This is a genomic window from Tsukamurella conjunctivitidis, assembly GCF_007858475.1.
Classification (GTDB): Bacteria; Actinomycetota; Actinomycetes; order Mycobacteriales; family Mycobacteriaceae; genus Tsukamurella; species Tsukamurella conjunctivitidis.
Genome location: NZ_VIGX01000003.1, coordinates 23,438 through 46,654 on the forward strand (window position 1 = coordinate 23,438; position 23,217 = coordinate 46,654).

The 23,217-nt window shown below is 70.7% G+C and carries 22 protein-coding genes; 5 read left to right on the plus strand and 17 right to left on the minus strand.

Going from position 1 to position 23,217, the window contains the following annotated elements:
* Positions 1-80 precede the first annotated feature (80 nt).
* The 5 genes from FK530_RS07170 to FK530_RS07190 all read right to left on the minus strand — a co-directional run bounded on the left by FK530_RS07170 (position 81) and on the right by FK530_RS07190 (position 3,278).
* Entirely contained in the window at positions 81-773 is a 693-nt protein-coding gene (locus FK530_RS07170) for a VOC family protein (protein WP_146486355.1), read from the minus strand.
* 17 nt (positions 774-790) lie between these two features.
* Positions 791-1,720, minus strand: coding sequence for a WXG100-like domain-containing protein (locus tag FK530_RS07175; protein WP_146486356.1), 930 nt, complete (start codon positions 1,718-1,720; stop codon positions 791-793).
* Positions 1,717-2,025 (minus strand): type VII secretion target, encoded by a 309-nt coding sequence (locus FK530_RS07180; RefSeq protein WP_146486357.1) that lies wholly within the window; start codon positions 2,023-2,025, stop codon positions 1,717-1,719. Before FK530_RS07180 ends, FK530_RS07175 begins: the two co-directional genes overlap by 4 nt.
* Entirely contained in the window at positions 2,022-2,357 is a 336-nt protein-coding gene (locus FK530_RS07185) for a YbaB/EbfC family nucleoid-associated protein (protein WP_158645044.1), read from the minus strand. The genes FK530_RS07180 and FK530_RS07185 overlap by 4 nt, the downstream gene beginning before the upstream one ends.
* Positions 2,358-2,501: 144 nt before the next feature.
* Positions 2,502-3,278: a hypothetical protein gene (locus tag FK530_RS07190; RefSeq protein ID WP_146486359.1), complete on the minus strand. Its 777-nt coding sequence runs from the start codon at positions 3,276-3,278 to the stop codon at positions 2,502-2,504.
* A gap of 162 nt (positions 3,279-3,440) precedes the next feature.
* Between FK530_RS07190 and FK530_RS07195 the strand changes: the two genes are divergently transcribed.
* Positions 3,441-4,589: an acyl-CoA dehydrogenase family protein gene (locus tag FK530_RS07195; RefSeq protein WP_146486360.1), complete on the plus strand. Its 1,149-nt coding sequence runs from the start codon at positions 3,441-3,443 to the stop codon at positions 4,587-4,589.
* 142 nt (positions 4,590-4,731) lie between these two features.
* Entirely contained in the window at positions 4,732-6,390 is a 1,659-nt protein-coding gene (locus FK530_RS07200; RefSeq protein ID WP_146486361.1) for a serine/threonine-protein kinase, read from the plus strand.
* Between the two features lie 3 nt (positions 6,391-6,393).
* Here the strand turns inward: FK530_RS07200 and FK530_RS07205 are convergent, their stop codons facing one another.
* The 9 genes from FK530_RS07205 to rapZ all read right to left on the minus strand — a co-directional run bounded on the left by FK530_RS07205 (position 6,394) and on the right by rapZ (position 16,167).
* A complete protein-coding gene (locus FK530_RS07205; RefSeq protein WP_146486362.1) occupies positions 6,394-6,837 on the minus strand; it encodes a limonene-1,2-epoxide hydrolase family protein in 444 nt (147 codons plus the stop codon).
* A gap of 54 nt (positions 6,838-6,891) precedes the next feature.
* Positions 6,892-9,645, minus strand: a complete 2,754-nt coding sequence (gene ppc, locus FK530_RS07210) for a phosphoenolpyruvate carboxylase (protein ID WP_146486363.1) — start codon at positions 9,643-9,645, stop codon at positions 6,892-6,894.
* Positions 9,646-9,800: 155 nt separating this feature from the next.
* Positions 9,801-10,037, minus strand: a complete 237-nt coding sequence (gene secG / locus FK530_RS07215; protein WP_068520767.1) for a preprotein translocase subunit SecG — start codon at positions 10,035-10,037, stop codon at positions 9,801-9,803.
* A gap of 100 nt (positions 10,038-10,137) precedes the next feature.
* Positions 10,138-10,920, minus strand: coding sequence for a triose-phosphate isomerase (gene tpiA / locus FK530_RS07220; RefSeq protein WP_146486364.1), 783 nt, complete (start codon positions 10,918-10,920; stop codon positions 10,138-10,140).
* Positions 10,917-12,155 carry a phosphoglycerate kinase gene (locus tag FK530_RS07225; RefSeq protein ID WP_146486365.1) on the minus strand — a complete coding sequence of 413 codons (1,239 nt, stop codon included), beginning with the start codon at positions 12,153-12,155 and terminating at the stop codon, positions 10,917-10,919. The genes tpiA and FK530_RS07225 overlap by 4 nt, the downstream gene beginning before the upstream one ends.
* The gene (gene gap / locus FK530_RS07230; protein ID WP_146486366.1) at positions 12,155-13,171 is read right to left on the minus strand and encodes a type I glyceraldehyde-3-phosphate dehydrogenase; all 1,017 of its coding nucleotides are present in this window, start codon (positions 13,169-13,171) and stop codon (positions 12,155-12,157) included. Before gap ends, FK530_RS07225 begins: the two co-directional genes overlap by 1 nt.
* Before the next feature lie 138 nt (positions 13,172-13,309).
* A complete protein-coding gene (gene whiA / locus FK530_RS07235) occupies positions 13,310-14,287 on the minus strand; it encodes a DNA-binding protein WhiA (RefSeq protein ID WP_173677386.1) in 978 nt (325 codons plus the stop codon).
* Positions 14,288-14,350: 63 nt separating this feature from the next.
* The gene (locus FK530_RS07240; RefSeq protein WP_146486367.1) at positions 14,351-15,313 is read right to left on the minus strand and encodes a gluconeogenesis factor YvcK family protein; all 963 of its coding nucleotides are present in this window, start codon (positions 15,311-15,313) and stop codon (positions 14,351-14,353) included.
* Positions 15,310-16,167 carry an RNase adapter RapZ gene (rapZ, locus tag FK530_RS07245; protein ID WP_146486672.1) on the minus strand — a complete coding sequence of 286 codons (858 nt, stop codon included), beginning with the start codon at positions 16,165-16,167 and terminating at the stop codon, positions 15,310-15,312. The genes FK530_RS07240 and rapZ overlap by 4 nt, the downstream gene beginning before the upstream one ends.
* 185 nt (positions 16,168-16,352) lie before the next feature.
* Between rapZ and FK530_RS07250 the strand changes: the two genes are divergently transcribed.
* From FK530_RS07250 to FK530_RS07260, 3 genes are all read left to right on the plus strand, one after another.
* Positions 16,353-16,826, plus strand: coding sequence for a M15 family metallopeptidase (locus tag FK530_RS07250; protein ID WP_146486368.1), 474 nt, complete (start codon positions 16,353-16,355; stop codon positions 16,824-16,826).
* Positions 16,827-16,900: 74 nt separating this feature from the next.
* The gene (gene ggt / locus FK530_RS07255) at positions 16,901-18,874 is read left to right on the plus strand and encodes a gamma-glutamyltransferase (RefSeq protein ID WP_146486369.1); all 1,974 of its coding nucleotides are present in this window, start codon (positions 16,901-16,903) and stop codon (positions 18,872-18,874) included.
* 66 nt (positions 18,875-18,940) lie between these two features.
* Positions 18,941-19,531, plus strand: a complete 591-nt coding sequence (locus tag FK530_RS07260; protein ID WP_146486370.1) for a DUF6928 family protein — start codon at positions 18,941-18,943, stop codon at positions 19,529-19,531.
* Here FK530_RS07260 and FK530_RS07265 read toward each other — a convergent pair.
* Genes FK530_RS07265 through FK530_RS07275 form a run of 3 tightly spaced genes read right to left on the minus strand, consistent with a single transcriptional unit; the run spans position 19,522 to position 23,152 of the window.
* Positions 19,522-20,583 (minus strand): ABC transporter ATP-binding protein, encoded by a 1,062-nt coding sequence (locus FK530_RS07265; RefSeq protein ID WP_146486371.1) that lies wholly within the window; start codon positions 20,581-20,583, stop codon positions 19,522-19,524. The two genes, FK530_RS07260 and FK530_RS07265, sit on opposite strands and share 10 nt — an antisense overlap.
* Positions 20,580-22,109, minus strand: a complete 1,530-nt coding sequence (locus FK530_RS07270; protein ID WP_191834184.1) for an ABC transporter permease — start codon at positions 22,107-22,109, stop codon at positions 20,580-20,582. The genes FK530_RS07265 and FK530_RS07270 overlap by 4 nt, the downstream gene beginning before the upstream one ends.
* Positions 22,106-23,152 (minus strand): iron ABC transporter substrate-binding protein, encoded by a 1,047-nt coding sequence (locus FK530_RS07275; protein ID WP_146486373.1) that lies wholly within the window; start codon positions 23,150-23,152, stop codon positions 22,106-22,108. Before FK530_RS07275 ends, FK530_RS07270 begins: the two co-directional genes overlap by 4 nt.
* Positions 23,153-23,217 lie beyond the last annotated feature (65 nt).

The following is a 23,217-nucleotide window of genomic DNA, read 5'->3' on the forward strand; positions in this document are numbered from 1 at the left end:
GCGCGCCGGTTGTCCTCCGTAGGTCGTCGACCGGCTCCGCTCGGCTCAGTCCGCACGCGCGAGCCGCCGAACGGCGAGGGTCATCGCTGCTCGAGCACGATCGTCGGGACGCCCAGTGCGGGATCCTTGACGGTGGCGACGCGCGTGCCCGGCTTGGCGCCGCGCCGCACGTCGCCCATCGTGATCCCCTGTCCGGACAGGCGGGCGTGCGTCGCCTCCGCGTCGACGGTCCGCCAGGCGAGACCCCACAGCGCATCCGGGCCGCCGAAGTCGACGTCGTCGCCCTCCTGCAGGATCACCTCGACGAGGAGATCGCCACGGCGGAAGAAGAGCTGGTGCACGCCCCAGGACTGCACGCGGTCCAGCCGGAGGTCGAAGTCGAGGCGGCCGCTGAGCGTGGCGATGATCCGGTCGCGGTTCGGCGAGGTCAGCACCACGTGGTCCACGCCGGTGATCTCCGCGCGGGGCTCGGCACCGGATTCCGCCGGTGCGGCGAGACCCAGCGCGAGTCCGGCCGAAGCACCGGCGAATCCGGCTTCGACCGCGGTCAGGGGCAGGCCGCGGCGTTCAACGAGCTTCGCCGCCGCGGCGGCATCGTCCGCGGCCACGAGCAGCCCCGGCCCGTCGGCCCACGACGGTGCGCCGACGGCCACATCGATCCCGCTCGCGGTGTACCGCGCCGCGGGTTCCGTGCCGAGGAGCCGCGCATGCGCGTCCCGCGCCTCGGCGGGAACGTCGAGGATGACCAGATCACGTGCTTCAGCGGTGCCCACGCCGCCATCCTGCCGTATCAGGCCGACGTGGGCGTCGCCGCGGCACCCGCGGCCCAGCCGTCGCCGGCGATCTTCAGCCCACTGCCGATTCCCGTGACCGCCCACTCCCGCGCGGATGTCGTGACCGGCGATCCGCCGGCGATCGATGTAGCCGAGTCGACGACGCGCTGCCAATTCACACCGTTCGTCGCCGCGCGCAGCGACCGTGTCGCGGACGTGAGGTCGGACATCTTGGTCGCGACGGTCTTGAGCTTGGCGCCCAGTTTCTGGAGAAGCCGCGAGAACTTCTGCGCCGTCATCGCCGCGCGGTACAGAACGGTGTTCGTCGCGGTGACGACCGACGCGCCCGCCGTGGGCACCGACGCCGCCGCGCCCGCGGCCACCGTGGCGACGACCCACACGCAGAGCTTGGACAATTCGTCGCGGATCGTGTTGCGCACCTCGAGAACGAAGGATCCCGCCGCGGCGAGCCCGCCCGCGCTCTTCGCCGCAGCCGCGCTCAGGGCGTCGCTGATCGTGGAGAGCGACTCCGTGGCCTTGCGGTAGGCGTCGCCCGCACTCGACTCCCAGCTGTCGGTCGTGACGGAGGCGGCGCTGCGCACATCCTCACCGACGGAGACGAGGGCCTCGCCGACCTTCGACTTCCATTCCTCGCTGACTCGCTCGATCTCCTCCGGATTCCCCGAGACCGCATCCAGGGCGTCCTTCAGGAAGGGGACGTGCTCGATCACCCATCCGACGCCCGACGCGGCGAAGTAGCCGATCGGGTCTTCCACGACCGAGGCGACTTCTGAGGCGCCTCCCACGATCGCGGCGAGGGCGCTGCCCCCGCTCGCTGCACCGTCGAGGGCGTCGGCGGCCGCGGTGACGAGGTCCACCCCCTGCTCCGCGATCGGGACGCCGGCGACCGCACTCGAGATCGTCGAGAGCGGACCGTCGCCGCTCATGCGCCGCCCGCCCGGTTCACGCCGCTCGCGCCCGCGCTGTCTGTGACCTGATACGCGTCGATCGTCTTACGGCACCCGGACACGTTCCTCGCGATGTCCGTGCTGTGGGTCTTGATCGATTCCTCGGTCGCGGCCAGCATGTCGTTGACGATCGACGCGAACCACCCGAACGCGACACCGTAGTCGCCGTCCCCCACACGCAGCGACGCCGCGCTCGCCACGGCGCTCACGCGGCTCGCGATGCCATCGAGCCTCGCGGCGTGCGCCTTCATCGCGACCGGATCCAGGCTCAGATCGTCGGTCATGGTGCGTCTCCCCCGGTGTACTGATCCCAGAAGTCAAGGCCCGGATAGAACTCGGTGGCGATCGAGTGGACCTCCCTGGCCGCAGCCTTCTCGGCCAGGGAGGCCGCCGTCATGATCTCCGCGCTCAGAGCCTCCCCCGAGTACTCCATCGCGCGGCCCGCGATCACCACCCCCGTGAGCCTTCCCCCCATTCCGACGGTGACCCGCACGTCCCCCCGTGCGGCCGTCCCGGTGCCCGAAACTCGGGCCAATCGCTCACGGACCTCGTGTGCCTGATCGGCCACCTTCTCCGCGTCAGCGGCGTCCGACCAGAACTGCGGTGTCGTGTCCAACTCGTTCCCCCGATCTCGTTGGTTTTTCTCCCGCATCAATTAGACGCACCGGCCCGGCGATCGGTTCCGAACTCGTGTTCTCCCAGTTCACAGCCCCCTTAGCTCGAAGCCCGGACCATCACTGCCGCGCGATCCGAGGCGGGGTCAGGCCCGGGGACGCCACCGGCGCAGGCGTGCCACCGCGGCGCCGATCACGATGCACACGGCCCAGATCGCCACGCCCGTCGCGACGGCGCCGACGGCCTGGTGGGCGTGCGCGAAGGGTTGGGCTCCGGGAGTCCGTCGGTGCACCGAACCGACGCCCGGCAGATGGCTGCGCCGCCCTTGCGCGGGTACGAGCACCCACAGCAACACGTACGGCACCGCGACCGAGAAGACCCGCCACGCCGACGCACGGAGGTCACGGCGCTCTCGCCACCACGCGAGCGGGCTCGCGAGCACGACCGGGAACAGCGCGGCCACGATGGAGCACAGCCCGAACCACACGGAGATCTGCAGGACCTCCGAGGCGATCGCCGCCGGGACCGCACCCGCGTGCCCGCTGAGGGGGACGAGCACCGCGGTCACTACGAACACCGGCCCGCCGAGCACCAGGAGCAGCGTGAGATTCCGTGCGACGAGGATCGCGAGCCCCTCCCAGAAGCCCGTCGACGCGGCCCGGTCCCCGGAATCGGCCGACCGCCGCGCGACCTGATCGCTCAGCATGTTGGTCGTGACGGAGTCGGCGAGGACGAAGGTCACGAAGTACACCACGACCACGCCCACCTCGGACCGGTCCGTGTACTCCAGCGGATCGACGGCCAGCCACGCCACCGCCAGCACGAGGTTCAGGACGAGCCCGATCACGATCCGCCGCAGCACCCGCACCTCGTACCGCGCGACACGACGGACGGCGACGCCCGCCCGCGCGATGATCTGCACGTTCCCGATGATAGAGAGGGCACACCGGCGCCGCGCCGGACTCCGTCGCTGACCAGCACGTTAACCGCTAATCCTTCACTCGTGCTTGTTTTCGTCGAGACGGTTCTGATTAAGTGGTGTTCAACAAGCCCGCAGAACCCCCTGCAGAAAGGTGGTCACCCCATGGCCGCACGCCGCCGCTCGAGCTGGATGAACGAGGAGCTCGACGCCCTCCGCGACCTCGCGGACAAGTTCCTCGCGAAGGAGCTCACCCCCAACATCGAGAAGTTCGCCGAACAGCACCACGTCGACCGCGACCTCTGGAACAAGGCCGGCGAGCTGGGCCTGCTGTGCCTGTCCATCCCCGAGGAGTACGGCGGCGGTGGCGGCGACTTCCGCCACGAGTCGGTGCTGATCGCCGCGCAGGCGCAGGCCTTCGACACCAGCTGGGGCGTCTCGCTGCACAACGGCATCGTCGCGCACTACATCCTCGCGTACGGCACCGAGGAGCAGAAGCAGACCTGGCTGCCGAAGATGGCCTCCGGCGAGGCCGTGGGCGCGATCGCGATGACCGAGCCCGGCACCGGCTCGGACCTGCAGAACGTCAAGACTCGTGCGATCAAGACCGGCGGCGAGTACGTCATCAACGGCAGCAAGACCTTCATCACGAACGGCCAGCAGGCCGACATCGTGGTCCTGGTCTGCAAGACCAACCCCGACGAGGGCGCCGCCGGCATCTCCCTGATCCTGGTCGAGGCCGACCGCGAGGGCTTCCGCAAGGGCAACATCCTCAACAAGATCGGCCAGAAGGGCCAGGACACGTCCGAGCTGTTCTTCGACGACGTGCACGTGCCGGTCGAGAACCTCCTCGGTACGCAGGAGGGCCAGGGCTTCTACCAGCTCATGCAGCAGCTGCCGCAGGAGCGTCTCATCATCGGCCAGGCCTGCGTCGCCGGCATGGAGGTCATCTTCGAAGAGACCCTGCGCTACACCAAGGAGCGCGAGGCCTTCGGCCGCCCCATCTTCGGCTTCCAGAACACCAAGTTCAAGCTCGCCGAGGCACTCACCGAGACCACGATCGCGCGGGTCTTCGTGGACGACTGCATCGAGAAGCACGTCAAGGGTGAGCTCGACATCCCCACTGTCGCCATGGCGAAGTGGTGGACCTCGGACCGCGCCCAGGAGGTCGCGTCCGAGTGCCTGCAGCTGTTCGGCGGCTACGGCTACATGGCCGAGTACCCCGCGGCGCGCTTCTGGGTCGACAACCGCGTCCAGATGATCTACGCCGGCACCAACGAGATCATGAAGGAGATCATCGCGCGCACGCTCTGAGCGCGTGAGATCCCCGGCGCCCGGGTGACATCCGTTCGGATGCCACCCGGGCGTCCTCGTCTGTCGGGACTGGCTCATCACGCCCGTTCGCGCCGGTCGATCCCGCTACGATCAGCGCAGCACACCGCGGGAGGGGACGTCCATGGGCGAGGGCACACGCAGCGGATCCACACTGGGACCGTACGAAATCGGGCGCCTGCTCGGCCGCGGCGGAATGGGCGAGGTGTACCTCGCGCACGACGGACAGCGGGACCGGGATGTCGCGTTGAAGCTGCTGCACGCATCGGCCGCGGAGGATCCGCAGTTCCGGGAGCGCTTCTCCCGCGAATCGCAGACGGTCGCGCGGCTCGCGGACCCGCACGTCATCCCCATCCACGACTTCGGCGAGATCGACGGGGTGCTGTTCATCGACATGCGGTTGGTCGAGGGGCGCAACCTCGCGGAGGTCCTGCACGACGGTCCGCTGCCCCCGGAGCGCGCGGTCGCGCTCATCGAGCAGGTCGCCGGCGCACTGGACGCGGCGCACGCGAAGGGCCTCGTGCATCGGGACGTCAAACCAGCCAACATCGAGCTCACCGAGTCCGGCTTTCCGTACCTGCTCGACTTCGGATTGGCCGTGGCGGACACGCAGTCCCGGATGACCTCTGCCGGGCTGTTCGTGGGCTCGCAGGCCTACGCGGCGCCCGAGCGCTTCGACGGTGACTCGGCCACCGTCGCGAGCGACGTGTACTCGCTGGCCTGCGTCCTGTACGAGGCGCTCACCGGGCGCGCTCCCTATCGCGGCGAGAGCCTGGGCGCGATGCTCAAGCAGCACCTCACCGCCGCGATCCCCCGGCCGAGCGCCGCGGCACCTGTCCCGCCGGCGATGGACACCGTCGTGGCGCGCGGCATGGCGAAGGACCCGGTGGACAGGTTCGGCAGCTGTGGTGACCTCGCTCGCGCCGCGCGGGAAGCGCTCAGCGGCCACAGCGTCGACGTGCCGCTGCCCTCGCCCGCGTACGACCGCACCCTGATCCGGCCGCTCGCGGAGCCCTCGGACCCCACCGTGATCTCCCAGCCGCAGCCCCCGGCGGACTCCCACCCCACCGTCGTGTCTCAGCCGTCGCAGCCGCACTCGTACCCGCAGGGCGCATCGTATCCATCGGCACCGTCCTACCCGGCGGCACGGTCCTACCCGGCGGCACCCGCCTACCAGCAGGCACCGCCGCCCGGGAGGAGCCGGGCGGTCCCGATCCTGTCGGTGGTCGCGGCCGTACTCGTCGGGGCGACGGCCGTGCTCGGCTACGTCGCGCTCTCCGGCCGGAAGACCGCACCCGCCGCGCAGACCGGAGCCGCCGCCGCGACCGCCACGGCCACCGTGACCGCGCCCGCGCAGACCACCGCGGACGCGCCGCCCACCACGACGACGACCACCGTCACGCCGAACCCGCTCGCAGCGCTGCAGGCCCGCGCCGCGGCGGACCGGCCCGTCGTCCTCGCGGCGCTCAACAACCGCTGGGTGCCGCAGCTGGCGTCCAAGTTCTCCGGAGCGTTCGACGATGGGAAGACCTGGCTCGAAGCCGATATCCTGGGCGAAATCGCCTACTTCGACCAGCGATTCGGCGACATCCGGGTACTGCAGAGCGGCGAGTGGCCGGTGTTCGAGCGGCGCGACTCCTGGGTTCCCGTGTACGCCGGTCAATCGTGGGAGACCTATGAGCCCGCCCTCGCCTGGTGTCGCGCCCAGGGCCTCGATTCAGGGCACTGCGTCGCGAAGCTGATCTCGACCACCGCCGGCCCCGTCGGCACGACCAAGAGCTGAGCGTCAGCGCTGCAGGGGCGTCATCTTCCGCTGCGCCGCGGGGACGGCGAGCGCCAGCACACCGCGCACGATTCCCTTGAAGACGTCGACGTTGTCGAAGTAGTCCCGCCACAGCACGATCCGGCCGTCCTGCACGTCGAACCGGCCGCACACCCAGAACCGCACGCGGAGCGGGCCGACCCGCAGCTCGTCGATGCGCTCGGTGAGGACGAGGGCACCGTCGGAGGCGATGGAGGTGACCTCGACACCGAACCCGAGGGCGGGCTGCGCGAGCAGCCGGATCACCCGGCCGGCGCGCTTGCGTCCGCGCAGCGTCGCGAGGCCCACGTTCGTGTAGACCACGTCCTCGTCGAAGGCCGCGACGGCCTCCTCGGCTCGGCCGTCGGCCATGTCGGCGAGGAAGGTCAGCACCGTCGCCCGTTCGTCCTGCACCACCACGTCAGTCATGCGGCCGACAGTACCGCCGCGCGGCCCGCCCCGTCCTCCGCCCTGGGGCGGAAACTAGCCGGAGTTGCGCAGGGCGGTGGCGAGGCCGTTCATCGTCAGCAGGATGCCGCGTTGCACCAACGGGTCCTCGTCGCCGGAGCGGTACCGTCGCAGTAGTTCCACCTGCAGGTGATTGAGCGGCTCGAGGTACGGGAACCGGTTGAACACCGACCGCTTGAGGGCGTGGTTGTCGGCCAACAGGTCGTCGGTCTCGGTGATCGCGTAGTACATCTCGATCGTCCGGCGGTGCTCGTCGGCGATCTTGCCGAAGACGCGCTCCCGCAGCGCCGCGTCGGGAACGAGGTCGGCGTACCGAGCGGCCAACCCCAGGTCCGACTTGGCCAGGACCTGCGCCATGTTGGAGAGCACGGAGCGGAAGAAGGGCCAGCGCCGGTACAGCGCGCGCAGCCGTTCCAGCCGGGCCGGGTCTCCCCCGATCCAGGTCTCGAACGCCGACCCCGTTCCGTAGAAGCCGGGCAGCATCACCCGCGACAGCGACCACGCCATGACCCACGGGATCGCGCGCAGGTCGGAGATCTTCGCCGTCTGCTTGCGGGAGCTGGGCCGCGAGCCGATGTTCAGCGAGCCGATCTCCGCGACGGGCGTGGAGGTGGTGAAGTACTCGACGAAGCCGTCGGTGCGATGCACCAGGTCGCCGTATGCGTCGCGGGCGAGCGCGGCCAGCTCGTCGAGCACCGCGTAGGCCTCCTCGGCGTCGTCGCCGAGGCCCTCGACGTCGAGCAGCGAGGACTCCAGCGTCGCCGCCACCAGCGATTCCAGGTTGCGAACCGCCAGCGCGGGTTCGGCGTACTTCGCGGCGATGATCTCGCCCTGTTCGGTGAGCCGGAGCGAACCGCGGACCGCACCCGGGGGCTGCGCCAGAATCGCGTCGTAGCTGGGCCCGCCGCCGCGACCGACGGTGCCGCCGCGGCCGTGGAAGAGCCGCAGCGTGATCCCGGCCTCCCGCGCCATCGCGACGAGGTCGAGTTCGGCCCGGTACAGCGCCCAGTTGGCGGCGAGGTATCCGCCGTCCTTGTTGGAATCGCTGTAACCCAGCATGATCTCCTGCAGGCCGCCCTTGCCGTCCACGAGCGAGCGGTACACCGGCACGGCGAGGGCGGCGCGCATCGTCACGGCCCCCTGCTGCAGGTCCTCGATGGTCTCGAAGAGCGGGACGATGTTCACGGGACACTCGGCGGCGCCATCGGTGCCGGGCCGAAGCAGGCCCGCTTCCTTGAGCAGCACCGCGGCCTCGAGCAGGTCCGAGACCGAGGTGCACATGGAGATGATGTAGTTCGGGATGGCCCGGGCGCCCAGGGCCTCCACCGCGCGGGCGCCCGCGCGCAGGACACCGAGTTCCTTCGCGGTCTGCTCGGTGAACTCCGCGCCCGGCCCCACGAGCGGGCGTCGCAGCCGCAGCTCGTCGGTGAGGAGCCGCACACGCTCGCCCTCGTCGAGAGCGGCGTAGTCGGGGTGCACGCCGGCCCACGCGAAGAGCTCCGCGATCGTCTCCTCGTGCACGTCGGAGTTCTGCCGCATGTCCAGCCCGGAGAGGTGGAACCCGAAGGTGTTCACGGCCTCCCGCAGGTCCCGCAGCCGGTCGTCGGCGATGAGGCCGTCGCCGCCCGCCCGCAGGGAGGCGTCCACGACACCGAGGTCCGCCAGCAGTTCCGACGGTGCGCCGTAGGGCCGCGCCCCGATGTCCGTGCGCGCGTCGAGGTGCTCGTCGAGCAGCGCGTCGGCGGTGGCGGTGAGGCGGCCGCGGATGCCGTGCAGGGCCCGTCGGTAGGGCTCGTCCGCGCGCTTGGGCGAGTCGTCCCACGCGGCGAGGGCGAGCAGATCGTCGGAGATCGTGGTGAGACGGGAGCTGAGGGCGAGCTCCTGCTCGAGCTGCAGGAGCTCGCCGAGGTAATGCCCGATGGCGGTGGCGGCCGCGCGGCGGGTGGCCATGGTGACCACCTCGGCGGTGACGTTCGGATTGCCGTCCCGGTCGCCGCCGATCCACGAGCCCGGACGGACGATCGGTTCGGGCAGCAGTGGAGTGCCGGGGTACAGCGCGCGGAGCCGGGTGCGGGTCTCGCGGTTGATCGCGGGCATCACCCGCAGGAAGGCGGCGTCGAAGTAGCGCAGACCGTTCTCGATCTCGTCCTGGATGCGCAGGCGCTCGAGCCGGACGAGGGCGGTGTCCCACAGGGTGAGGACCTGACGCCGGAGCGCGACCTGGACCTGTTCCTCCTCCTGCGGGTCCAGCTGGGTGCGGTCGCGGTAGCGCATGAGCTCGGTGATCCGGTGCTGGGTGTCGAAGACGGTGCGCCGCCGGGTCTCGGTCGGGTGGGCGGTGATCACCGGCACGACGAGCGCGTGGCGGAGCGCAGCGGCGACGGCGGCACCGTCGAGCCCCGCGTCCTCCAGCAGTCCGTAGGTGTGCGCCAGCGAGGAGGCCTGCGGAGGTTCGCCCGCGCGGACGTGGATGGCGCGACGGCGTTCGCGGTGCAGGTCCTCGGCGAGGTTGGCAAGGAGTGCGAAGTGCGAGAAGGCACGGATGACGGGGATCGCCTCGGCGGTCGGGACGTCGGCGAAGAGCGCCGCGAGCTGCTCGCGGTCGAGCTCGGACCGGCGGACCGCGAAGGCCTCCTGCCGGGCCCGTTCGACGAGGTCGAAGACCTGTGGGCCGGCCTGCTCGCGGACGGTGTCGCCGAGGATCCCGCCGAGCAACCGGATGTCGTCACGGAGCGGTTCGGTGGCGGCGCGGCCTGGCTCACTGGTCATAATATGTAGTATGCCCTGTCATATTGGCGCTTGCTCGGCGTATCGGGACCGTCGCCCATATGGGCGCGACACCCGCCCGGCTCCGCCCCGCCGATGACGAAAGCGCCCCGAACCCTGCCGGGTTCGAGGCGCCTCATTGCGTCTGCGAGCGACGTCTAGGACGTCAGCTTGATACTGAGCGTAACGCCGACGATGCACACCGTCCAGATGATGCCGACGAAGATCGTCACCCGGTCGAGGTTCTTCTCCACCACCGACGAGCCCGAGAGCGACGACTGCACGCCACCGCCGAACAGCGACGACAGGCCGCCGCCCTTACCGCGATGGAGCAGAACGAGCACCACCAGCAGCAGGCTCAGCACGAGGATGGCGATCTTCAGCACCAGCTGCAATGTTTCCACGAGGATCCAGTGTACCTTCCGGTCGGCGTCGGTCGATCAGGGCGTACGGGCGCGTCGAGCCACAGTGGCCCGGCCGGGCCACTGAACGTTCCTACAGCGGCCCGCCGGCCGCGATGGCGCTGAGCGCCGCGAACTCGTCGGGCTTGAGCGAGGCGCCACCCACGAGCCCGCCGTCGACGTCGGGCTGCGCGACGAGCTCGCCCACGTTCTTACTGGACACCGAGCCGCCGTAGAGCACGCGGATCCCGGCGGCGACCTCGGTGCCGCCCAGCTCCGCGATGGTGGCACGCACCGCGGCGCACACCTCCTGCGCATCCTGCGGGGTGGCGACCTTGCCGGTGCCGATGGCCCACACCGGCTCGTACGCGATGACCGTCTTGGCGAGCTCCTCGGCGCTGAGGCCGGCGAGCGAGCCCTTGAGTTGCTCGACGTTGTAGTCGACCTGGGCGCCCTGCTCCCGGATGTCGAGCCCTTCGCCGATGCAGACGATCGGCGTCAGCCCGTAGCGGAGCGCCGCCTTGGTCTTGGCGAGCACGGTCTCGTTCGTCTCACCGTGGATCGTGCGGCGCTCGCTGTGCCCGACCACGACGAACGTGCAGCCGAGCTTGGCGAGGAAGGCGCCCGAGATGTCCCCGGTGTAGGCCCCCGAGTCGTGCGGCGAGAGGTCCTGGGCGCCGTAGGTGATCTTGAGGTCGTCACCGTCGACGGCGGTCTGCACCGAACGCAGATCGGTGAACGGCGGGATCACCGTGACGTCGACGTGCGCGAAGTACTTGTCCGGCAGCGCGAAGGCCAGCTTCTGCACCACCGCGATCGCCTCGAGGTGGTTGAGGTTCATCTTCCAGTTGCCGGCGATGAGCGGCTTACGGCTCATGCGTCACCCCTTTCGAGCACCTTCAGCCCCGGGAGCTCCTTGCCCTCGAGGTACTCCAGCGAGGCGCCGCCACCGGTCGAGATGTGGCTGAATCCGTCCTCGTCGAGCCCCAGGGTGCGCACAGCCGCGGCCGAGTCGCCGCCGCCGACCACGGTGAACGCCCCGTTGGAGGTGGCCTTGATGACAGACTCGGCGACGGCCTTCGTGCCGGCCGCGAAGGCCGGGAACTCGAAGACGCCCATGGGGCCGTTCCAGAAGACCGTCTTGGCCTCGGTGAGCACGGCGCCGAAGCGCTGCGCCGACTCGGGACCGATGTCGAGCCCCATCCAACCGTCCTCGATGGCATCGGCAGCGACGGTCTTCGACGCGGCGTCGGCGGCGAAGGCGTCCGCGATCACGACGTCGACGGGCAGGTGCAGCACGTCGCCGAACTCCTCGAGGAGCTGCTTGCAGGTCTCGATCTGGTCCTCCTGCAGCAGCGAGGTACCCACCGAGTAGCCCTGCGCAGCGAGGAAGGTGAAGGCCATCCCGCCGCCGATGACCAGCGTGTCGACCTTCGGCGCCAGGGCGCGGATGACGCCCAGCTTGTCCGAGACCTTCGAGCCGCCGAGCACCACCGCGTACGGCCGCGACGGATTCTCGGTCAGCTGCGCCAGCACGCGGACCTCCGCGTCGACGAGGCCGCCGGCGTACGCGGGCAGCAGCTTCGCGACGTCGAAGACCGACGCCTGCTTGCGGTGCACGACACCGAAGCCGTCGGAGACGAAGGCGCCCTCACCGGCGTGCGAGGAGACGTCGACGAGTTCGGCGAGGTCGCGGGCGAGCGCCTCGCGCTCGGCGTCGTCCTTGCTCGTCTCGCGGGCGTCGAAGCGCACGTTCTCCAGGAGCAGGACGTCGCCGTCGGTGAGGCCCTCGGCGCGCGCGAGCGCGTCCTGGCCCACGACGTCGCCCGCGAGCTGGACGTTGCGACCGAGGCGCTCCCCCAGTTCCTTCGCGACCGGCGCGAGGGAGAACTTCGGGTCGGGCTCGCCCTTCGGGCGCCCGAGGTGCGCGGCGACGATCACCTTGGCGCCCGCCTCGGCGAGCGCCTTCAGCGTGGGCACCGAGGCGGTGATGCGACCGGCGTCGGTGATGACGCCGGCGTCGTCGAGCGGCACGTTCAGGTCGCTGCGGACCAGGACGGTGCGTCCCTCGACGCCCTCGGACAGCAGGTCGGAAAGAGTGGAAACGGTCATCAGAGCGATTTACCTACCAGATCAGTCACGTCGACGAGGCGGTTGCTGTAGCCCCATTCGTTGTCATACCAGGACACGACCTTAGCCTGATCGTCGATCACCTTGGTCAGTCCGGCGTCGAAGAGCGAGCTGTGCGGGTCGGTCACGATGTCCGAGGAGACGATCGGGGCGTCGTAGTACTTGAGGATGCCCTTGAGGCTCCCCTCCGCGGCGGCCTTCATCGCGGCGTTGATCTCGTCGACGGTGGCCTTCTTCGCCAGCTGCACCGTGAGGTCCGTGACGGAGCCGGTGGGGATCGGCACCCGCAGCGCGTAGCCGTCGAGCTTGCCCTCGAGCTCGGGCAACACCAGGCCGATGGCCTTGGCCGCGCCCGTCGATGTGGGCACCACGTTGATCGCGGCGGCGCGGGCGCGGCGCGGATCCTTGTGCGGGCCGTCCTGCAGGTTCTGATCCTGTGTGTACGCGTGGACCGTGGTCATCAGACCCTTGACGATGCCGAACTCGTCGTTGACCACCTTCGCGAGCGGGCCCAGGCAGTTGGTGGTGCACGAGGCGTTCGAGATGATGTGCTGGCTGCCGTCGTACTTGTCGTCGTTGACGCCCATCACCACGGTGAGGTCGGCGCCGGCGGCGGGCGCCGAGACGATGACCTTCTTGGCGCCGGAGTCCAGGTGCCCCTGCGCCTTGTCGCGCGCCGTGAAGATGCCCGTCGACTCGACGACCACGTCGACGCCGAGGTCGCCCCACGGCAGCGCCGACGGCCCCTCCCGGACCTCGAGCGCCTTGATCACCTGATCGCCCACCCGGATCGTGTCGCCGTCGGCGACCACCTCCTCGTCCAGGCGCCCTAGGATGGAGTCGAACTTGAGCAGATGCGCCAGCATCGCGTTATCGGTCAGATCGTTGACCGCCACGATTTCCACGTCGGTGGTCCCGAGCGCCTTCTGGGCCGCGACCGCCCGGAAGAAGTTGCGGCCGATCCGACCGAATCCGTTGACACCTACACGAACCGTCACTGTAGTGCTCCTTCGGGTCAGGAATACCTGCCCGCCAACGGTAGCCCTGGAACACCCCGCGCGCTTGGTTGTCACCAGTCTGCGAATACTGCCGATCCTGCCCGTTCACCCGGGTTTCGCGGTGCGACGGACGGGGTATCAGCCCTCGTCGAGCATGTCCGCGGTGACGGCGGACTCGGTGTCCGGAACGCCGTCGGCCGCGGCGCGCTTGTCCGCCATCGACAACAGCCGGCGGATCCGGCCGGCGACCGCGTCCTTGGTCATGGGCGGGTCGGCGAGCTGTCCCAGCTCCTCGAGCGAGGCCTGGCGGTGCTGCACGCGCAGAGAGCCCGCCTGCGCGAGGTGATCGGGCACGTCGGAGCCCAGGATCTCGAGCGCCCGCTCGACGCGCGCTGCGGCCGCCACGGCGGCCCGGGCGGAGCGGCGGAGGTTGGCGTCGTCGAAGTTCGCCAGACGGTTCGCGGTGGCCCGGACCTCGCGCCGCATGCGGCGCTCCTCCCACACGAGTCGGGTGTCATTGGCGCCCATGCGGGTCAGCAGCGCACCGATGGCCTCGCCGTCGCGGACGACGACGCGGTCCGCGCCGCGCACCTCGCGCGCCTTCGCGGTCACGCCGAGCCGGCGCGCGCACCCCACGAGTGCGAGCGCGACCTCCGGTCCCGGGCAGGAGACCTCGAGTGCGCTGGATCGACCGGGCTCGGTCAGCGAGCCGTGCGCCAGGAAGGCACCGCGCCACGCGGCCTCCGCGTCGTGGACCGAGCCGCCGACGATCTGCGAGGGCAGGCCGACCACCGGGCGCCCGCGCATGTCGAGCAGTCCCGTCTGCCGGGCGAGCGCCTCCCCGTCCTTCACCACCCGGACGATGTACCGGGCCGCCTTGCGCAGCCCGCCCGCACTGAGCACGTGGACGTCGGAGTTGTAGCCGTACAGGTCGAGGATCTCCTTGCGGAGCCGCCGCGCGGTGATGCCGGTGTCGACCTCGGCCTCGACGATCACCCGGCCGCCCTGGATGTGAAGGCCGCCCGCGAAGCGCAGCAGCGAGGCGACCTCGGCGCGGCGCGCGCTCACCTGGGTGATGGAGAGCCTGCTCAGCTCGTCCTTGACCTGGGATGTCAGCGCCACAGCTGGACCCTCCTAGGGAAACGTCGACTACATCGGATGAGGAAACGGAAAGGTTGACTATTCGCGGTCCGAGAGTTCACTGTAGGCCACTTTCGCGATCGCGGCTGCCAGTGCCTCGGGGTCGTGCTGGTGCGTCCCCGGCACGCCGACGTCCACGAAGTGGGGCGTCGCACCCAGCAGCGCCGTGGCACGGATGAGGTGCTCCCGCTCGGTGCCCGGGGGCACCGTCCGGGCGTCGACGAGGACGTCGTCGAAGCGCAGACCGTCGGCGTGGGCGGCGAGGACGTGCAGGTGCCGCTCGGGCGAGTAGCCCCCGGTCTCCTCGGGCTCGGGAGCCAGGTTGAGGATCAGCACCCTTCGGGCTTTCGTGCGTCGCAGCGCGTCCACCTGCTCGGGTACGAGGACGTGCGGGATGACGGAGCTGAACCACGATCCCGGGCCGAGGGTGACGACGTCGGCGGCCAGGATCGCTTCGACCGCGTCGGCGCACGCCTCCGGGTGCGGAGGCAGCAGCCGGACCCGGCGCACCTGCCCCGGCGTCACGGCCACGGCGACCTGACCGCGGATCACCCGAGACAGGCGCGGGTCGTCCTCGAGCCCGGTCACGTCGGCCTCGATCCGCAGGGGTCCGGGCACCATGGGCAGCACGCGCCCCTGCACGCCGAACCGGTCCGCGATCGCATCGAGTGCGTCGACGGGGTCGCCGAGCACCTCGCAGAGTCCCGCCAGGAGCAGATTCCCGACGGGGTGGCCGGCCATCGCCCCGCCGCCTCCGAAGCGGTGCTGCAGGATCCCGGCCCAGAACTCACCGCGGTCGTCGTCGGGCATGAGAGCGGCGAGCGCCATGCGCAGGTCGCCGGGCGGGATGATGCCGAGTTCGCTGCGCAGCCGGCCCGAGGACCCCCCGTCGTCGGCGACGGTGACGATGGCGGTGATCTCCGCATCGAGCGCGCGTCCCGCACGCAGGGTCGCGAACAGTCCGTGTCCGCCTCCGAGCGAGGCCAGCCTGAGCGGACTCATTCGAGCCCCAGATCCCGATGCGCGGCACGGACTTCGATTCCCGGTCGATCGGCGAGGCGGTGCACCAGCTCCTCGGTCATCGCGACGCTGCGGTGCTTGCCGCCGGTGCACCCGATGCCGACCGTGAGGTAGGTCTTGCCCTCGCGGCGGTACCCCGCGAGCAGCGGATCGAGCAGTTGCGCGTAGGTGTCGAGGAAGTCGGACGCGCCCGGTTGCCCCAGCACGTACCCGGAGACCTCCTCGGTGAGGCCGTTGAGCGGACGCAGCTCGGGCACCCAGAACGGGTTGGGCAGAAAGCGCACGTCGAGCACCATGTCCGCGTCGAGCAGGATGCCGTTCTTGAAGCCGAAGGACTCCACGGTCACGGTGATCGTGCCGGAACGCAGGGTGCGGAAGGAGCTCTCGATCGTCTCGCGCAGCCGCGCCACCGACAGGGTCGAGGTGTCGAGCACCAGGTCCGCGGTCGCGCGGATGGGCTGCAGGATCCGCCGTTCCGCGGCGATGCCCTCGGCGAGCGTGCCGCTTCCCTGCAGCGGATGTTTGCGGCGCACCTGTTCGAACCGGCGGATCAGCGTCTCGTCGGAGGCGTCCAGGAAGAGCACCCGCGGCTCGATGTCCTTCTCCGCCAACTCCCGACGGATGTTCGCGAAGTCGCCAGTGAAAGTGCGGCTGCGCACGTCGGTCACGATGCACAGCCGGTGGATCCGGGACTCGTCGGCGAGGGAGATGTCCACCATGTTGCTGATCAGCGCGGGAGGCAGGTTGTCGGCGACGTACCAGCCGAGATCCTCGAGCACCTTTGCCGCGGTGCCGCGCCCCGCACCGGACAGACCCGTCACGAGGAGCACGTCCATCGGCCCGTCGCTGCGGTGTTCGCCGACGGTCCGCTCCTCGGCTCGGTCGTCCGGATTCCCGGTCGGGCGCACGGACCCTCCTCCTGGCTCGTCGGTACCGCTTCAGCCTAGCCATCGCGCGCGGTTCCCGCGGTGCTCTCGACGGGCCGTTCCCCGTGCCCGGCGCACCGCCTAGAGTCGTCACGGTGTCCGTCCGTCGCAGCACCTCCCTCGCCGCCGTCGCCCTCGCCGCCACGGCGTCCGCACTGGTGACTCCCATCGCGTCGGCGGAGACGGCGCCCGGCGCAGCGGGTCTCGAACCGGCCCTCGCGGAGGCCTACTCGGCGGCGTACCGGGCGGCCGCGACGAACGGAGTGGTGCTCAGCATCACGTCCGGCAAGCGCTCCTGGGCCCAGCAGCAGTCGCTGTGGGAGGACGGCGTCGCGCGGTACGGCTCCCCCGCGGCGGCCCGCCGCTGGGTGCTCCCGCCCGCCGAGTCCACCCACGTCAGCGGCGAGGCCGTGGACGTCGGTCCGTGGCAGGGAGCGGCCTGGCTGCAGGCGAACGGGAACCGCTGGGGGCTGTGCCGCACCTTCGACAACGAGTGGTGGCACTTCGAACTCGTCGCCTCCCCGGGCTCCGCGTGCCCGCCGACGGTGCCCGACGCGTCGTACCGCTGACGTCTCGCCGAAGCCTTCGCGCGCCTCCTGGGCCGGTGTTAGGTTTCGATGACCCGATTCTCGTGGAGGACGTCATGCCCCGTCTCAGGTCGGCGGCCGCCGCCGCATTCGTGATCCCTCTCGCGCTCACCGCGTGCGGTACCTCCGGGACCGACAGCGGTCCGTCCGGCGGACCGTCGTCGGTGACGATCGCGGCCGGAGGCTGCGACGCGACCACCCCGACCGGGACGATGTACCGGCCGTCGGCCACGGCGTCGCCCAGCGGTCCGCGGGACATCAGCACCAACCCGGAGGGCGCCTCCGGGTACAGGTCCGGCCTCCCCGTCACGCACACCAAGGACTACGGCGTCGCCACGGCGAACCCGATCGCCACGAAGGCGGCGTGCGAGGTGCTCGAACAGGGCGGCACCGCGGCCGACGCGCTCGTGGCGGCGCAGACGGTGCTCGGCCTCGTCGAGCCGCAGTCGTCGGGCATCGCCGGCGGCGCCTTCCTGCTGTACTACGACGCGAAGTCGAAGAAGGTGCAGGCCTACGACGGGCGCGAGACGGCGCCCGCGAGCGCCGACGAGAACTACCTCCGTTGGATCTCCCCGACCGACCGGACGGCACCCAAGCCCGACGCGCGCTCCTCGGGCCGGGCGGTCGGCGTGCCCGGGGCGCTGCGCCTGCTCGAGGCGGTGCACGGCGAGCACGGCGCCAAGACCTGGCGCGAACTCTTCGACCCCGCCGTGAAGATCGCCGACGACGGCTTCGAGATCAGCCCACGCCTGGCCGGCGCCATCGCGGACGAGGCCAAGAACTTCGCCAACGACGCCGATCTGAAGGGCTATTTCCTCGAGCCCGACGGTGCGCCGAAGAAGGCGGGGGTGAGACTCACCAATCCCGCCTACGCGAAGACGCTGGGCGCCATCGCCTCCGAGGGCGCGAAGGCCTTCTACACCGGCCCGATCGCCGACGCGATCGTCGCCTCCGTGCGCGACGAGACCGGCGGGCGCACGGCGGGCACGATGACGGTCGAGGACCTCGCGAAGTACACCGTCAAGACCCGTGAGGCCGTGTGCACGCCGTACCGCGACCGGGAGCTGTGCGGCATGCCCGCGCCCTCGTCCGGCGGTATCACCGTGGCGCAGGCGCTGGGCATCCTGAACTCCTTCGACCTGTCGAAGCTCGGCCCGGATGCGGTGCACGGCGGCGACGCCGGGCCCGACGGCGGCATCCCGACCGCGGAGGCCATCCACCTGATCTCCGAGGCCGAGCGGCTCGCCTACGCCGACCGGGACAAGTACATCGCCGACCCCGACTTCATCCCCCTTCCCGGCGGTTCGCCGGCCGCGCTGGTCGACCCGGCCTACCTGGAGGGCCGCGCGAAGCTGATCGACCGGACGAAGTCCATGGGCACCGCGAAGCCGGGCGAGTTCGCCACGGCGACACCGGGCGTCACGACCACCCCGGAGCACGGCACCAGCCACATCACGGTCCTGGACAAGGCGGGCAACGTGGCGTCGATGACCACCACGATCGAGTCGGCCTTCGGCTCGTACCACATGGTCGACGGCTTCCTGCTGAACAACCAGCTCACCGACTTCTCCGCGGAGCCCGCCGATTCCGCGGGGCTTCCGGTGGCGAACCGGGTGCAGCCGAACAAGCGGCCGCGCAGCTCGATGTCGCCCACGATCCTGTTCGGCAGAGGCGCGGACGGTGCCCGTGGCGACGCGATCGGCGCGCTGGGCTCCCCCGGCGGCGCCGTGATCATCCAGTTCGTCATCAAGACGATCATCGGTCTGACCGACTGGAAGCTGAACCCGCAGCAGGCCGTCGGCATGACGAACTTCGGTGCGGCGAACTCGGCGAAGACGAACGTGGACAGCGCGCACCCCGTTCTGAGCACCGAGGAGGGGAAGAAGGTCGTCGAGCAGCTGCGCGCGCTCGGGCACACGCTCAACCTCGCACCCCAGGTCTCGGGGCTCTCCGCCATCGTCAAACAGGGCGATGTCTACGCCGGCGGCGCCGATCCGCGCCGCGAGGGCGTCGTGCTCGGCGGCGGCTGACTCCGGAACACGGTGCCGCTGGCATCCGCCTAGCCGCTCGCAAGGTCGCGCCGATACCTTCGCCGCATGGGAATGAAGTGCAATTTCATCGTGGCCTGCCCTCCGGCGAGCGACCCGGCAGCGCTGCTGCGGGACCTGCCGCCGCTGGACGTGGCCGCGTCCGACGCGCTGGCTACGGAGATCCTCGGCAAGCGGTCTTGGGGTAGGCGGCGTCGCCCGCAGCGCACCGGCGACCTCGCCCAGGACGTCTACTCGCGGGACGGGGAGGTCGCGGTCGGCGTGTACGGAGACCTGATCATCGCGGCTTTCGACGACGCGATCGGCTGGATCAGCGAGGCGATCGACGACTGGGGATGGAGCCTCATCGGCACCCACGACGTCGACGCCTTCCTCCTCCACTCGGTCGTCGGTCTGGGCGGATTCGCCCGGTGGCGCGATGGCTCGCTCGTCCGGACCTTCAGCGGCTCCGCCGACGACGGTCTGATCGACGAGGACGGCGATCGACTCCCGTTCGAGCGCGACCACGACGGCGAGGACGATGACTTCGAGTCGATCACCGAGCTCGCGATCCGCGATCGCCTCGGATTCTGTTACGAGGGCATCTACTACCCGAACGACCTCGATCCGGCGACGGTGCCGCTCCTCGTCTATCGCTGAGCCGCGGGCGATTCGAGGACGACCGCCTCCCCCACCACCTGCAGCCGCACCTCATCGCCGGGCGACGGCAGCTCGGTGCTCGGGTGCCGGATCTCGATGCCCGTACCGTCGGTGAGCGCCAAGCCCACGGTGGCGTCCGGCCCGAAGAATTCGACCCGGACGACGGTGGCGGGCACGCCCTCCCCCGCGATCCGGATCTGCTCGGGGTGCAGCAACAGCGGCACCGGGCCGGACGCGGCGGCACCGTCGGTCCCGGCGACGGGGATCCGCCCCAGCACCGTCTCGGCGGCGGCGCCGTCGAGCTCACCGTCGAGGACGACGACGTCGCCGAGGAATCGCGCGACGGATTCGGACGCCGGTCGTGAGTACACGCCGGCCGGCGGGCCGACCTGCTCCAGCGCACCGTCCCGCAGCACCGCGACCTGGTCGGCGAACGACAGTGCCTCGCCCTGGTCGTGGGTGACGAGCACCGTCGTGATCCCGGCCGCGCCGAGAACGTCGGCGACGGCGGCGCGGGTCGCCACCCGCAGGCCCGCGTCGAGGGCGGAGAAGGACTCGTCGAGCAGCATGATCCTGGGGCTCCCCGCCAGCGCCCGCGCCAGGGCGACGCGCTGCTGTTGGCCGCCGGACAGCTCGTGCGGATAGCGCCGCGCCAGAGCAGGATCCAGCGAGACCGTCTCCAGCAGCTCGGCGACCCGCGCGGCGGCCGACCGGCGCCGCACCGGCAGCGAGGCGCCCAGGCCGAAGGCGATGTTCCGCGCCACCGAGAGATGCGGGAACAGCGCGCCGTCCTGCGCGACGTAACCGACGCCGCGTCGGTGCGCGGCGACCCACGCGGTCTCGGAGGCGAGTTCACGGTCGCCGAGCCGGACGGTCCCGGCGTCGGGCCGCACGAACCCCGCGACGAGGCGGAGCAGCGTCGTCTTCCCGGACCCCGACGGTCCGACCACGGCGGTGATCGAGCCGGCGGGCACCGTCAGGTCGACGTCCCGCAGGACGGTGTCGGCGCCGTAGCGCTTGGTGAGTCCGCGTAGCGCGAGTTCGGTGCTCATGCGGCTCCTCTCGTACGGGTGGAACGTCCGACGGTCCGTCGGGACTGGCGGAACAGCAGGTACGTGGTGGGCAGGGAGAGCAGCACCATCGCGAGGGCGTAGGGGGCCGCGCCCGCGTAGTCGATCTCGCTGCTCTTCGCCCAGAACTCCGTCGCCAGCGTGCGGGTTCCGTTGGGAGCGAGCAGGAGCGTCGCCGTGAGTTCGTTGGTGACCGCGAGGAAGACGAGGGCCGCGCCCGCCGCGGAGGCGGGGGCGGTGAGGCGGAGGGTGATCCGGGCGAAGGCGACCGGGGGCGGCGCCCCCAGCGCGCGGGCGGCCTCCTCCAGCGAGGCCGGCGCCTGCGCCAGCCCCGCCCGCAGCCCCACGGCGGCGCGGGGCAGGAACAACAGCACGTAGGCGACCACCAGGACGGTCGCGCTCTGGTACAGATCCGGGATCGCGCGGATCGAGACGGTCACCAGCGCGAGGCCGATGACGATCCCGGGCATCGCGCTGCTCACGTAGGTGGACGCCTCGAGTGTCCGGGTGAGGCGGCTCGGCCTGCGGACGGCGACGTACGCGAGGGGGAACGCCGCGGCGACGGTGAGGACGGCGGTCGCCGCGCCGTAGCCGAGCGATGTACCGAGCGCGTCGGCGAGGTCCGCCGGTGCCGTCTGCGCGGCGCCGCGCAGCGTCCACCGGAGCACGAACCACAGCGGGAGCCCGAGCGCGGCCCCCACCAGGGCGAGCAGAGCGAGTTGCGCGCCGGCGTGATAGCCGCGCAACGGGATCCGTTGCGGCGCGGCGACGGCGCCGGAGCCCACGCGGGCGTAGCGGGCCCGGCCGCGGGCGGCCACTTCGCCCACCAGGAGCAGCAGACACAGCAGCGCCAGAACGCTGGCGAGCATCGACCCGGCGGTGCCGTTGAAAGTCGACTGGTACTGCACCATGATCGCGGTGGTGAAGGTGTCGAACCGGATCATCGCGAAGGCCCCGTACTCGGCCAGGAGGTGCAGCGCGACCAGCACGGCACCGCCGAGGGTGGCGAGCCGGAGCTGCGGCAGCACCACCCGCATGAAGACCCGCCAGCGGCCGAGGCCGAGCGCCGCGGCGGACTCCTCGAGGGCGGGATCGAGCCGGCTCAGCGCGGCCGCGACCGGGATGTAGACGAGCGGGTAGTAGAAGAGCACCGCGATGAGCACACCCGACCACAGCCCACCGAGCGACGGGATCGCCGAGACCCAGCCGTAACTGCCGACGAAGGCGGGGATCGCCAGCGGCGCAGCCAGCAGCAGTGACCACGCACGACGGCCCCACAGCGTGGTGCGCTCCACGAGCCAGGCTCCGCCGACGCCGATGACGACGCTGAGGGGCACCGCGATCACCGTGAGCAACACGGTGTTGGCGAGGAGCTCGGCGACGCGGGGACGCAGGACGAGCCGGACGGATTCCGCCCAGCCGGTGTCGATCGCCGTGTAGACGACGAAGCCCAGCGGCACCGCCGCGACCGCCGCGATGGCGGCGGCCGCGAGGGTGAGCAGTCTCAGAGCAGACCCGCCTCGGTCATCAGGGAGACGACCTGCGGACCGTTCAGCTTCGCCGGATCGACGGTCGGCGCCTGCAGGTCCGCCATCGGCACGAGCTTCGGATTCGCCGGCACGTCGGAGGCCACCGGGTACTCGAAGGACGTGCCCTTCTCGAGCACCTCCTGGCCGGTCTTGGAGGTGATGAACTTCAGCAGCTGCTGAGCCTGCGCCTGCTTCTTCGAGGACTTCAGCACGCCGCCGCCCGAGATCGAGACGAAGGCGCCCGGGTCCTGGTTCTTGAAGTAGTGCGTGCCCACGTTGCCGGAGTTCTCGGCGGTCTTGGCCTGGTCGCCGTAGAAGTAGTAGTGGTAGATGAGGGCGGTGTCGACCTCACCTGCGTTGACGGCCTTCATCGCGGCGCCGTTGCCCTTGTACTCCTTGGCACCCGCCTTCATCGCCTTCAGCCAGTCCTTCGTGGCCTGCTCGCCCTTGAGCTGCAGGTACGCGGAGACGATCGCCTGGAAGTCCGCCCCGGACGGCGACGCGCTCCAGCGGCCCTTCCACTCCGGCGCGGCGAGATCCGCCATCGATTTCGGGAGCTGCTCGGGCGTGACCTTGCGCTTGTCGTAGACCAGCACCGTCGAGCGGGCCGCGATGCCCGTCCACTTCCCGGTCGACGGCTTGAGGCCGTTCCCGACCTGGGCGAGGGTCGCGGGATCGACGTCGGCGAACAGGCCCCTGTTCTCGACCTGCGTCATGGCGGGCGAGTTCTCCGTGAGGAAGACGTCGGCGGGCGAACGATCCCCCTCGGCGATGATCTGTTGGGCCAGTTCGGAATCCTTGCCCTGGCGGATCGTGACCTTGATCCCGGTCTCCGCGGTGAACTTCTCCACCCACTCCTTGGCGAGGGTGTCGTGCTGGGCGTTGTAGAGGGTCAGCTCGCCGCCCGCGGCGCCGGAGCTCGACGGTGCCGCGCCGTCTCCGCTCGAGCCGCAGGCCGTGATCGTGAGGGAGGCCACCGCCAGGAGGGCGGCCGCGAGGGTGGAACGCGTGCGCAACGACATCGGCGAATCCTTTTCTTGTGCAACGAAATCACTCACGACGGACGAGAGTAAGGCGACGCTACACT